This is a genomic window from Martelella mangrovi, from assembly GCF_040545495.1.
Classification (GTDB): Bacteria; Pseudomonadota; Alphaproteobacteria; order Rhizobiales; family Rhizobiaceae; genus Martelella; species Martelella mangrovi.
Genome location: NZ_JBEPLY010000004.1, coordinates 247,171 through 259,928 on the forward strand (window position 1 = coordinate 247,171; position 12,758 = coordinate 259,928).

Sequence of the window (12,758 nt, forward strand, 5' to 3'; positions counted from 1 at the left end):
AAAAGCGCTCCCGGCGGACGAGATACTTTCGCATTATCGTAGATTTGTCCTCCATGTGAGCACAGACGGTGGAAAAATCAATGCCGCCGCGCTCACTTTGTCGAAAGAGCCGCCAGCGCGGCCGAAAGTTCGTCCGGCGTCAGACGGCGCACCGCTGTCGTCTCGGTATAGACCAGCAGGCACGAAACCGCCTTGCCCGGGTAGAGCGGCGCCAGGATTTCGCGATAGACCGCCATCTGCGCGGCGTGGCTCAAGGGCACGGCCTCCCCTTCCTGCGGCGGGTTGCGGTTGGTCTTGAAATCGACCAGCACCACGGCATCGTCTTCCACCGCCAGCCGGTCGAGCCGGCCGGACACCGTGAAGGCGCCCGCCTCAAGCCTGACGGTTCCGGTGATGGAAACCTCGGCGCGGGCGTCGGCCGAAAACACCGACGCCAGCTCCGGAACCGCCATCACCGCGATTACGCTTTTCCAGATGGCGTCGCTTTCTGCCTCGGGTAGATGCGCTGCAGCGCGCGACAGATAGCGGCGGCAGGCATCCTCACGGTCACGGGCATCGAAGCCGGGCAGCAATTGCAAAAGGCGGTGGACCAGCCGTCCGCGCTCCAGCGCCAGACTGGCGGAGGCCGCACCGAAAAGCGGCGAGGTGACGAGCGGCGGCGGGTCTTCCACCTCGAGGCCCGCCCGCGATGGACTGAGCGGTGGCGCGGGTCTTGCCTCTTCGCGAAACGGCTCAGTCAGCGCCGCCGGCAAGGGCAGACGCTCCTCCGCATCGGCCGTGTCATCGACAACGGGTTTGAAAACGCGCGGCGGAATTTTCTCCTGCCAGATCAGGCCTGACCAGCTTTCCCCGGAAGGTCCGGCGATCTCGACCGTTTGCGCGCGCCCCTTCTCATCCGTCGATAGCGCCGACCAGACGAGCCTGTGCCAGCAATCCGGCACTTCCGTCCTGCCGCGATAGCCGGCGACAACCAGCCGGTCGGCGGCGCGCGTCATCGCCACATAGAGAAGGCGGCGGTATTCCTCCTTCGTCTCGTCCTCGCGCCGCGCGATATCGGCCAGCACGCTGCGGTCGGCGTCCTTCTTTGCGGCATGCCAGACGGGCAGCCCTTCCGCCATCACCCGAAAGCCCGAAAGATGGCTTGAGACAAAGGGACGGCCGCCGCTGTCGACCAGAAACACCACCGGCGCCTCCAGCCCCTTGGAGGCATGCACCGTCATGATCCGGACCTCGTCGCGGCCCTTGTCCTGCTCGCGCTTGACCTCGAGACCGCCCTCTTCCATCACGTCGAGGAATGACTGCAGCCCCGGCAGGCCGGTATCTTCATGATCCTTCGCCGCATTCAGGAATTCGTCCAGAATATCCCCCGCCTCGCTGCCGAGCCGGGCAAGAAAGGCACGCCGCCCCCCTTCGCGCGCAAGGATATCGGCATAGAAGTCAAAGGCGGTGCGGCGGCGGGCGGCATTGATGATGCGCTCCAGTGTCGCCACCGTCGCAGCCAATGCCTCGTCACCTGCCGCAGCCAGCCGGCGCAGTGACGACCAGACATGCTCGCCCGGTTTGCGGCGGGCGGCAATCGCAAACAGATCCTCTTCGCCAAGCCCCAGAAGCGGGCTCTTCAAAACGGCAGCCAGCGACAGATCGTCTTCCGGCAGCACGGCAAAGCGGCCAAGCGCCATCAGATCCTTGACCGCAATGTGGTCGGCAAGCTTCAGCCGGTCGGCACCGGCAACGGGAATGTCATAGGGCGATTTCAGCGCCCGTGTCAGTGCGTTGACGAAGGCGTCGCGCTTTCTGACCAGCACCAGAATATCTCCGGCGCGCACCGGGCGTGCCCGATCCTTCTCGACGATTGTCTCGTGGCCGATCATCTGCGAAATACGATGCGCGATCCGCCGGGCGAGAATGGCCGCCGGGGCCTGTTCCGGCGTGGCATCGAAGGGGGCGGTCCAGTCCTCCTCGTTTTCCGTTTCGGCCGGCGCGATCATCTCCCAGGCCTCGACGCTGCCGGGATGGCCGAGGCGGTTGGAGACATGCACCGTTTCATCACCTTCGGCCGAAAGCCCCTTTCGGTTTTCCGGCAGCGAAAACACGCAGTCGACGGCCGACAGCACCGAAGCGGTGGAGCGGAAGGACAGCGGTAGCCCGAGCTTCGAAAAATCGGCCGCGATCGCCGACACCCGCTTTTGCGTCAGACGGCCTTCGGCGGCGAAACGCTCCGGGCGGGCGCCCTGAAACGAGTAGATCGACTGTTTTTCATCGCCGACGGCGAACATGGTGCGCAGACCCGGCCGCGCGCCATCGCCGGTGAAGAAATCCTCGCTTAGCGCCCGCACCACATCCCATTGCAGCGGCGCGGTATCCTGCGCCTCATCCACCAGAATATGGTCGATGCCCTGATCGAGCTTGTAATGCACCCACGGGCCCGAATCCGAGCGCGCCAGAAGCGCTGCCGTACGGGCAATCAGGTCCTCGAAGTCAAGCTTGCCGCGGCGCTGCTTGAGCGCTTCGTAGCGGGTGTCGAGCCGGTCTGCGAGAACAAGCGCGGCAAGCGTCTTTTCGAAAATGTAAAACCGGTTCATCCGGTCACGAACGGCAAAGACCTGCTGGGCCGCGGCCAGAACCGCTTCACCAAGTTCCGGCGCTCTGGTCCGCAGCGACTTGAACACAAGCGTCGAATCCGCCTTCGGCGTTCCGTCGGCCTTGAGAAAGGCGCTTTCCAGCGCCGAAAACCGCAAAACGGCATCCCTCGCCTCAATGGCGGCCTGCAGTTGATCGGCAAAGCCGGCGGCCCGCGACCCGCCGTCATCGCGCGCAATCCCGACCAGTGCCGAAAGGTCCTCAAGACCTACAAGCGGCCAGGCTTCGGCGGCAATGGTTTCCGCGTCCGCATTATTGCCAAAACCGTAAGCGGCGCGAAGTCGCGCCTCCAGCCCGTCCGTTCTGCGCGCCTCTTCGAGGAAAGGCCGCACGGCGTGGCGGGCGCTGACGATTTCGCCGAGCAGCTTTTCCAGCCCGCTGTCGTCGGCAATGTCCAGCACCGTCTGAAACGCATCCGACAGGGCGGGATCCTCCCGGCTTGCCGTTGCCGTCAGAAGCTGGCGGCGGGCATCGGCCAGAAGCGTGGCGGCGGCAATATCGTCCAGAACCGAGAAATGCCCGGCAACATTGGCCTCCAGCGGAAAACGATGCAGCAGGCTTTCGCAAAAGGCATGGATGGTCTGGATTTTCAGCCCGCCCGGCGTTTCCAGCGCATGGGCAAAAAGCCGCCGCGCCACCGCAATTTTCAGTGCATCGGGCCGCGCGCCCTCGATTTCGGCAATCTCATCGGCAAGTTCTGTTTCGGGCAGAACCGCCCATTCGGCAAGCCGGCCGAAGACGCGGTTCGACATCTCGGATGCCGCCGCCTTGGTATAGGTAAGACACAGGATCGCCGACGGGCGTGCGCCGGCAAGCAACAGCCGAACCACTCGCTGGGTCAGCACATGGGTCTTGCCGGAGCCGGCATTGGCCGAAACCCAGACCGTGCGGGCCGGGTCGGATGCCAGCCGCTGGCGGCCAGTGGTCCATGACAGCCATTCTTCGGGGCTGGCGTTCATTCCCGGATCGTCAGTCATCGCTGCCCTCCGCGTTGTCATCCGCCGTCGACCACTCGGCGACGCGGGCGAGATGGTCGTATTCGCCGCCGAAATCGCGCGCACTTGCCGGAATGAGACGCGAGGCAAACGGCCGGGCGCCGGTCTTGAGCGCGGTGACGAACCGGGTGAATTCCCTGAGCGCGTCGCTTGCCAGTTCCTCCGCCGTAATCGCCGGCTCCTTTTTGGTTTCCGCCTTTTCCAGGGCGTCGACGCCGAACCGGTGTCCGGGCCTCAGCCGCACATATTTGAGACTTCGGGTTTCAAGGGCGGGCACGTCCTTGAAGGCGCCCGCCGCAAGGGCCGCCGCCTCCAGCGGCAATTGCGGTTCGAGCAGCGTGCGGGCCTGATTGAGCGAGGGCGAAATGCCGGTCTTGTAATCGATGATTTCGGCCCGGCCGTCATCCAGAATGTCGATCCGGTCGGCAATGCCGGTCAGCCTGATATCGGCAAGCGGAATATCGAAACCGGCGCCCGCCTCCGTCAGCGTCCTGTCGATCGGCGTTGACAGCCGTCTTGCCGCTTCGAATTTCAGGAGTTCCTGGGCCACGGATTTCAGGCGCGGCACCCAGCTCAACGCCAGATGCGGCGGCAGTTCGGTTTCGAGAAGCAGGCCGGCCAGCACATCCTCCATCGCCTGCTTTCCGGCTTCGCTTGCGGGATCGGCGCCGGACTTGATGAAACGCTCGGCCAGTGCGTGATAGAGAATGCCGCGTTCCTTGACGGAGGGATCGTCATTGAACGGGGCGAGCGGATCAAGCTTCAGAACCTTCTGGGCATAGATCGCATAAGGATCGCGCCTGAGCCGCCCGATTTCGGAGAAGGAATAGCGTTTCGGCTGATCTTCGGCCGGCGGATAGGGTTCCGGACGGGCTGGGATGGCCGTGCGCGGCGCGTCATCAAGGGCCGCCGCCCAGCCCAGCATCACATCGCCGCGCCGTTTCAGCGCGGTTTCGGTCTGCGGACCGGCAAAGGCCAGCAGGCGTTGCAGCCAGCGGCTGGCAACGGTCGGGGCCGAGCCCTGTCGCAGCGCCCGCGAAAACACCAGATGCGGCGCACCGGCGGCCATGGTCAGGTCATGGGCCAGCTGGCCGACGCGTTTTTCCGGCGGTTCGAGGCCGATTTCCGCCTTCATGCCGCGTGACAGGAACGGGTTGTTCTTCGCCTGTGTCGGCCACACGCCTTCATTGAGCCCGCCAAGAACGATGGTATCGACATCCTGCAATCGCGCTTCCACCGCACCGAAGATGAACACGCGCGGATTGCCCATGGAGCGCGGTTTCACCGCCTCGGATGCCGTCAGGGCAGCGATGATGTCGATCCATTGCGGGCCGTCGGCCTCAATCGGGCTTTCCGATCCCATGGTCTCCGAAAGCACGGTGGCCAACCGCTCTCCGGCCTCGCCGGACCAGAGTGCGGAAAGATCGCCCGCCTCGTCGGCAGCAACCGCCTCCAATGCACGACCGGTGCGCTCCGCCCAGCCGGAAAGTGCCACCGCTTCGGTTAGCGGCGGCTGATCCGGGCCACGGGCAACATGGGTTTCAATCAGCGGCGACAGCGCATCGTCAATGCGTGCGGCAAGGTCGCGGGCAGCTTCCGCCGCCCCCTTCGGCAATGCGGTGCGCCAGTGCGGCGGGTAGCGCTCGTCTTTCTGGCGGTCCAGCGCATCATCGAGAAAGGCCGGAAGGTGTCCGAGATCGACGGTTTTCGTACCGCCGCGCAGCGCGATCAGCTCGAAAGCCGCACTTGCGGCGCGCATTTTCCGGGCAGAAAGGCCAAAACGCGCCAACGGATGTTTCAGAAGGGCCGCCAGCACGGCAGGGTCGCAGGGTTTCAGCGCCGCCTCCAGCATCAGCGTCAGCAGCGTGCCCTGGCCTGTTGTGGAAAGCGGCGTTCCGGCCGAGTCATCCGCCTCGATTGCAAAACGATGAAGCTCCGCGGTAACGCGGCGGGCAAGGTTGCGATCGGGCGTGATCAGGGCAGCCTGCGCCGGCCGCCCGTCTTCACCGGGCTTTTCCAGCGCCAGCCGGAGCGCGCAGGCAATGGCCAACGCCTCCTGCCGCTCATTGGCCGCCTCCATCAGCGAAACGTCGGCAAAGGCGGTCTCCATGTCATCGGCGGCAATGTCCGTGCGCCAGCGCTCCCACCGGTCGGTCGCATCCGCCGGCGCGAAGGCGGCAGCCAGAATATGGCGGCGGTTGGCAAGCGGCGGTTCGGGCCGGGCAAGGGTGGCAAAATCGGCGCGCTTTCGCGGCAGGCGTTCAAGCAACCGCGCCATCTCATATTGCGGATGGCTGCGGATCGAAGGATCGGGCATGGCGGGATCGGCATCGGCCGCCGTCAGCGCCTGCCAGTCGTCTTCCGGCATGTCGCAATCAAGCCCCGGCAGAACCACGATCCCCTGCGGCAGATCGCAAACGGCGGCAATCAGATCGGCAATTGCGGGAACCGAACCGGTGGAACCGGCGATAATCACCGGTGCGTTCCCGGTCATGGCCGATATCCGTTCGGCCTCACCGGACAGCAGCGCATTGCGGCGGGCGATGGAAGAGGAACGGCCAAGCTCGTCCAGCCGGCCCGGCCAGTAAAGCGCCGCGATTTTCAGGAATTCGGCGGTCAGTTGCCACCAGACGGCATAGTTTTCCTGTTCCAGCGATGCCAGACGGTCCCAGCCGACCCGCTCGGTCTCCATTGCATCGATGAGTTCGGCGAGATCGCGGGCCAGCCAGACGGCATCGGCCGGGCTTGCGGGCGCGACCAGCGGCGAACCGCCGTGAAGACCGGCCAGTTCATCGGAAAGCCGGTTGCGCCATGGCAGGATCAGACCGGCAAGCTCCAGAAGCCGCGGCACCGGCTCGATCGGCGGCAGGCTTTCGGCACTTTCCGGCAGGTTTTCCTCGAAATAATGTTCGTCCTCGTCGGTTTCGCCGAGCGCACGAATTTCCGGCAGAATTGCCGCCGCACCGCCAAGAAGGGCGGAAAACTCGCCGCGCAGTACACGCACGGCACGCCGGGTGGGTAGGAATATCTTCACATCGGCAAGGGCCAGAGGATCTTTGTCATGATAGCGAAAATCCGGTGTCAGCCGGCCGGACAGAAGGTTTTCCGCCAGTGTTTGCAGAAACGGCACACCCGGCGGTATCGTCCACAATCCGGCATTTTTCGCCCCCGCCATCTCCGGCTCCGTTCCTTGTCCGATTCACCCACGGTTTTACGGGCCAAACATGGGGTCTGCAAGCGCTGCGGCGCACAGTCGTTGCCACGGGCCGGCATCCGCCACCGCACGAAAAGCTTCAGGAAAACGCAGAGGCCAGTGCTTCAAGCCGCAAATCCGGCCCGGCAAGCCGAACGCGACGGCCAGCGCCTTCCTCTTCGAAGGAAAGCGTCAGGGCATCGTCCGGCAGTTCGCCCCGTTCCGGCCATTCGATCAGGCTGATCCCCTCGTCGAGCGCTTCGTCGAAACCGAGTTCGATCAGTTCATCGGGATCGGACAGCCGGTAGAGGTCGAAGTGATAAAGCGGCGGCGCGCCGTCATAGAGCTGGACCAGCGTGAAGGTGGGGCTTGGCACATCAAGGGACGGTTCGCCGAGGCGGGCACGGATCAGTGCGCGGGCGAAGGTGGACTTGCCCATGCCGAGATCGCCGGACAGCGCCAGACAATCGCCGGTCGTCAAAAGCGGTGCCAGTTTTTCCGCAAAAGCAATGGTCGCGGCCTCGTCCGGCAGGAAACGGTCCATCATTCCGCCGCGATGATTTCGGCTCCGCCCTTGTCTGCGGCTGCATCGGGAATGCGGCAGGAGACGGTGGTGCCCGCACCGGGTTCGCTGTCGATGAAGACCTTGCCATTATGCAGGCCGACGAAACTTTCGACAATGGCAAGGCCGAGACCGGCGCCGGCATATTGCGCCTGACGACCGCCGGATTCAAACCGCGAAAACACGCTTTCCAGTGCGTCGTCGGCAATGCCCGGCCCGCTGTCGGTAACCGTGAAGACGAAATCGCCCTTCTCGCGCCAGCATGACAGCGCGATGATCGAACCGCGCGGGGCGTATTTGACGGCATTGCCGAGGATTTTCAGCAGAACCTGTTTCAGGCGCTGGAAATCGGCGGTGATCGGCCCGAGCGCGGGCGGCGCGGTGATTTCCAGCGTCACGCCGGTTTCCTGCAGACGGCTTGAAATATCGTCCGCCACGGAATCGATCAGGTCATCGAGTGACATATGGTCGAGCTCAAGCTGGAGAATGCCGGCATCGGCCGATTTCAGATCGATCATGTCGTTGACGATGGTCATCAGCACCGAGGAGGAATTGGCGATGTGATCGACATAATTGCTCTGGCGCGCCGTCAGCGCGCCGGTATCCGGCGCCTTCAGCAGTTCGGCAAAGCCCATGATCGAGGTCAGCGGCGTGCGCAGTTCGTGGCTGACATGTTCGAGGAAGGCGTTCTTCAGTTCCTCCGCTTTGCGCAGGGCGTCGTTCTTCTCCGTCAGCGCGCGCTCGACCTTGATCGAGTCGGTCTTGTTGACGAAGGTCAGCATGGTCTGCGCATTCGGCAGCGGCGTCACGGCGTAATCGAGCACAAGGCCGGAGGCGAGATCGAGACGGCCCTGACGGGAGACACGCTCATCGTCGAATGAGGTGATCATCCGCGCAAACAGCTTCCAGCCATCGGCAGCACCCGGATCATCCGCACAGGTCTGCATCAGCGCGCGGATATGGGTGCCGGGCTCGGCATCCTTGTCGGCGATGCGCCAGAGCGCGAGGAAGGCGGGATTGGACAGTTTCAGCCTGCCATCCGGCCCGAACACCGCGACCCCTTCGGAGAGGTGGTCGATGGTCTCGCCCTGAACCTTTACCAGCGTGTTGTAGCGGGTTTTCAGCGCCACCTGCTCGGTGTGGTTTTCAAACACCCAGGTGGTGCCGCCGCGCGGATGGGCGGAGGCGAACACGCTCAGCGTCTCGCCGCTCGGCAGATACCAGAGATCGGAATAGGGCTCGACGGCGCGATAGACCGAAAGCGCCTTGTCTTTCCATTCGCGCCACAGATGCGGCTCCGGCAGCTTGCCGTCGGCGCGCAGGCGCTCGAACAGCTCGCCATTGTCGGGGTGGGATTCCAGAAAGCCCATATCGAGCTTCCAGAGTTTCTCAAAAGCCTGATTGTAGAATTTCATCCGGCGGTCGGCGTCAAAGATCGCAACCGCCGTATTCAGGTGATTGAGCGTATCGGCATGGCTTTCAAGCGTCTGCTCGAGCGCGTCTTCGATGCCTTGCAGTTCGGAAACGTCCCGGGCAATGCCGGCGGAGCCGTCGCCATTGGGCACTTCGCTCAGTTCGAAGAAGGTGCGGTTTCCGCCGGTCACCACTGGCTGGCGGCCATCGAAACGCGTGCCGGAGCGCACCGCCTCGTCGATCTTTTCCTGAACGGCAGCGCCCACCAGCCTGCGGTTTTCGGCAATGACGTCTTCGCGCTGACCGCCTTCCACGGCGTTTATATAGGCCCGGTTTGCCCAGATCAGCGCACCGTCCGCATCCCGCTGCCAGCAGGGCATGTCGACGGCTTCGAACAGTGTCTCGAAGCGATCGAGCAGCGCCTTCTGGCGTTTGTGTTCCACCTTCAGTTCGGCAAGCTCGGCGCGAACGCTTTCCAGCGCGCCGAAGCGGACATGGGCGCGCCCGCCCGTGGTGCCGCCGATAACTTCCAGCACATAGCCATTGCGGGCCTCGGCCAGCATTTCAAACGCCTTGGCCGTCTTGCGCAGTGCGGAGATCGCGCTCACGAGCTGGCGTGTGCTACCGGGCGAAAGCCAGCCGTCGAAATTCAGGAAAGCATCTTCATCTTCGGGCGCACCGGCCTCTTTCGGCAGGGTGCCGAGAAATTCCGGTTCGGCATCGGGCCCTTCCCAGAAAACGATGCGGCGATTGCGCTCGGCGTTGAGCGCCTTCAGATTGGCGATGCGTTCGCGGTGGTTTTCCAGCTCAAGCGAAAGCCGCTGGTTTTCCGCCTCGGTGCGGCCGCGCAGGCGCATGAACCAGAGCGTGGAAAGCACGGTCGCCGCCAGAATGCCGCAAAAGGCAGACAGCGCCATGACCTCACGCGAGGACAGCATGGGGGCATCAGGCGTCGCGGCAAAGGCGTTTGCCGCCGACAGCGACAGTGCCGTGCCGGATGCAAGCCATCGCGCAATGGCGCGCTTGCCGCACCTTTTGCGAATCATCCGGCCCTCGTTGCTTTTGCCGCCCCGCTCCATTCGTCTCTTCCGCATCTGTCTTTCGGCGGGCTGCGCTCGATCAATTGCCGCAAAGCGCAAAGGCCGCCTTCAAGAGGCTGTTCACATGTCATGAAGACCCGGCCGTTGACAGACCGAATCGCCCCTTTCAAAACATAGACGCTTGACGAATCCGCGAAAAGAGTCCCGCAGAAATAAACGCCCCGCGCCCGGCTGGAAGGGACGGGCCGAGATTAATGTAAACATGCTTTCGGAAGTGTTAAGGCCCTCACGCTCCGGCCATGACCGGCGCCGCCCGTTCGCGCACAGTCAGATGGATCAGGGCCGAAATGACGCCAAGCGCAATCGCCATATACCAGATCAGATCGTAATTGCCGTAGCGGTCGAACCATATTCCGCCAAACCACACACCGGCAAAACCGCCGAGCTGATGGCTGAGGAAGACAAAGCCGAACAGCGTGCCCATGGCGCGCGGACCGAACATCACGACGATCAGCGCGCTGGTCAGCGGCACGGTGGACAGCCACAGGCCGCCCATGACCAGACCGAAGATCAGCACCGAAGCCGGCGTCAGCGGCAGCCAGATGAACACCAGAATGACAACGGCCCTGAGCGCATAGATCCCCGCCAGCACATGCGGTTTGGCAAAGAAATTGCCAAGGCGGGCGGCAATCAGCGTGCCGAAGATATTGGCAAAGCCGGCAAGCGCCAGCGCCTTCAGGCCGAGCGCCCTGAGTTCGGGCGCCGAAAGCCCGGTCCCGGTGCAGAAATTCTGCACGTAATTGGGCAGATGCGCGGTGATGAAGGCAAGGTGAAAGCCGCAGACGAAGAAACCGGCCGCCAGCATCACGAAACTCGTATGCCCGAAGGCATGGCGGATGGTCTGTGGCAGGTCGATGTCGCTTTGGGTTGCGGAAACCTTGCTCTTGACGTGCAGAAACGGGATCGCAAGCGCCATCGGCGTCAACAGCGCGGTGACGACCAGAAGCGTGGTGCGCCAGTCGAAGGAGCTGATCAGCCAGGCCGTCAACAGCGGCAGCAGCGCCTGACCGGCAGACCCCATGGCCGATGCGACGCCGAGGTAAAAGCCGCGCTTTTCGGCCGGAGCCGCACGCCCGACCACGGCCAGAACCGTGCCGAAAGCCGTGCCCGAAACGCCCATGCCAACCAGAACGCCGGCCCCCATGTGCTGGGCAAAGGGCGTGGTGCCGAAAACGCAGATCAGCATGCCGAGCCCATAGCACAGGAAACCGAGCCAGAGTGCCCGCCGGTCGCCGAACTTGTCGGCGAGCATGCCGAAAAACGGCTGCGCCAGCCCCCAGACGAGGTTTTGAATGGCAATCGACAGCGAGAAGATTTCAATCCGGCCGGCGAACAGATCATCCGACAAGGGCAGGACAACCCCGCCGAACACCGAACGCACCCCGAAGGAAAGCGCCAGCACGAGCCCGCCTGCCAGCATTATGATCAGCATGTCGCGGTCGATGCCGCGGTTTTCCGTCTGGTCCATTCAGATCTGCCCCGTATTTCCCCGTCCGGATACTTAGCAAAGATCAGGACGCGGGAATAACGAATATATCTGAACTCTGACGTCAGGACCCTTGATAGGACGTTTCATGTGGCAGAGCGGCGACGCCCTCAGGCGTCATCCGTCAGAACGATCTGAAGCTTGACGTCCTCCGGTCGCTGTTCGACGGCGCGGTCGAAGGCTTCCACCGATTTTTCAAACGGCACCGTATCGGAAATCAGCGGTTTGAGGTCGACCTTGCCACTGGCAATCAGGGCAATGGCCCGCTCATAGACATTGGCATAGCGAAACACCGTTTCGATGCGTGCTTCACGCGCCTGCAGGCCGACGATATCGACGGGGACCGGATCGATCGGCATGCCGACGAAAACAACCGTGCCGCCCGGCGCCACAAGACCGGAAACGCCGAGAATGGCCGATGGCGCACCGGAGCATTCGAACACGATATCCGCACCCCAGCCGCCGGTCTTTTGCGCGACCGCTTCGGCCATCGATGTCTCGCCGAGATGAACGGTCTCGATGCCGTCATAGCGCCCGATGATATCAAGCTTGGGCTGGCTGAAATCGGCAATGATGACCCTGGAGCAACCGCCGGCATGGGCGGCAAGCGCGGTCATCATGCCGATCGGGCCGGCGCCGGTGACGACCGCGACATCGCCGGGCTTGATGCCAGCCCGCATCGCCGCCTGCATGCCGATGGCGAAGGGCTCGACCATCGCGCCTTCGGCAAAGGTGACGTGATCGGGCAGTTTGAAGGTGTAGGCCGCCGGGTGAACGACCTCCGGCGCGAGGCATCCGTGCACCGGCGGCGTTGCCCAGAAACGGACAGCCGGATCGACATTGTAGATGCCGAGCTTTGCCGCCTTCGAATTCGGATCGGGAATGCCGGGCTCCATGCAGACCCGGTCGCCGGGTTTCAGGTGGCCAACATTGGCGCCTACTGCGGCCACCGTGCCGGAGGCCTCATGGCCGAGCACCATCGGCGCATCGACCACGAAGGGGCCAATCTTGCCGTGGGTATAGTAATGCACATCCGATCCGCAAATGCCGACGGTGTGCACGCGGATGCTGACATCGTCGGGACCGAGTGTCTGTTGCAGATCGATCTCCCTGAGGTTCAGTCGACCCTTTTCCTCCAGTACCAGCGCCTTCATGCTATTTTGACCTCCTCCGACACAACACATACTCCTTGCAAAGGCGTCAGAACGGTTGATACCCGCCGGAACACCCCGTGACAAAAGCGTATTACACGCCATTTACATTTGTTTCAATAAAAACATAAATGTAAATTTACAAATGTCAAATTTGCATTTCAGATGAAAACGGTTCATATGACGGACAGGTATGAAACGCGCGACGGGATGCGCCT

6 protein-coding genes are annotated in these 12,758 nt (G+C 63.2%); all 6 read right to left on the minus strand.

Annotation, left to right across the window (positions count from 1 at the left end; genetic code table 11):
- Window positions 1–92: 92 nt before the first annotated feature.
- The 6 genes from addA to ABID12_RS08035 all read right to left on the minus strand — a co-directional run bounded on the left by addA (window position 93) and on the right by ABID12_RS08035 (window position 12,543).
- Complete coding sequence (addA, locus tag ABID12_RS08010; RefSeq protein ID WP_354433770.1) at window positions 93–3,617, minus strand: double-strand break repair helicase AddA; 3,525 nt, start codon at window positions 3,615–3,617, stop codon at window positions 93–95.
- Window positions 3,610–6,810 carry a double-strand break repair protein AddB gene (gene addB / locus ABID12_RS08015; RefSeq protein ID WP_354433771.1) on the minus strand — a complete coding sequence of 1,067 codons (3,201 nt, stop codon included), beginning with the start codon at window positions 6,808–6,810 and terminating at the stop codon, window positions 3,610–3,612. The genes addA and addB overlap by 8 nt, the downstream gene beginning before the upstream one ends.
- A 118-nt stretch (window positions 6,811–6,928) precedes the next feature.
- Window positions 6,929–7,372 (minus strand): tRNA (adenosine(37)-N6)-threonylcarbamoyltransferase complex ATPase subunit type 1 TsaE, encoded by a 444-nt coding sequence (tsaE, locus tag ABID12_RS08020; protein ID WP_435528195.1) that lies wholly within the window; start codon window positions 7,370–7,372, stop codon window positions 6,929–6,931.
- Complete coding sequence (locus ABID12_RS08025) at window positions 7,372–9,849, minus strand: PAS domain-containing sensor histidine kinase (protein ID WP_354433772.1); 2,478 nt, start codon at window positions 9,847–9,849, stop codon at window positions 7,372–7,374. Before ABID12_RS08025 ends, tsaE begins: the two co-directional genes overlap by 1 nt.
- Window positions 9,850–10,129: 280 nt before the next feature.
- A complete protein-coding gene (locus tag ABID12_RS08030) occupies window positions 10,130–11,371 on the minus strand; it encodes an MFS transporter (protein WP_354433773.1) in 1,242 nt (413 codons plus the stop codon).
- A gap of 128 nt (window positions 11,372–11,499) precedes the next feature.
- Window positions 11,500–12,543 (minus strand): NAD(P)-dependent alcohol dehydrogenase, encoded by a 1,044-nt coding sequence (locus ABID12_RS08035; protein WP_354433774.1) that lies wholly within the window; start codon window positions 12,541–12,543, stop codon window positions 11,500–11,502.
- Window positions 12,544–12,758: the final 215 nt, after the last annotated feature.

Bases quoted from the DNA above. Each gene is read 5' to 3' on its own strand.
- addB (WP_354433771.1), bottom strand. From the start codon at position 6,810: ATGGCGGGGGCGAAAAATGCCGGATTGTGGACGATACCGCCGGGTGTG.
- ABID12_RS08035 (WP_354433774.1), bottom strand. From the start codon at position 12,543: ATGAAGGCGCTGGTACTGGAGGAAAAGGGTCGACTGAACCTCAGGGAG.
- ABID12_RS08030 (WP_354433773.1), bottom strand. From the start codon at position 11,371: ATGGACCAGACGGAAAACCGCGGCATCGACCGCGACATGCTGATCATA.
- addA (WP_354433770.1), bottom strand. From the start codon at position 3,617: ATGACTGACGATCCGGGAATGAACGCCAGCCCCGAAGAATGGCTGTCA.
- ABID12_RS08025 (WP_354433772.1), bottom strand. From the start codon at position 9,849: ATGATTCGCAAAAGGTGCGGCAAGCGCGCCATTGCGCGATGGCTTGCA.
- tsaE (WP_435528195.1), bottom strand. From the start codon at position 7,372: ATGGACCGTTTCCTGCCGGACGAGGCCGCGACCATTGCTTTTGCGGAA.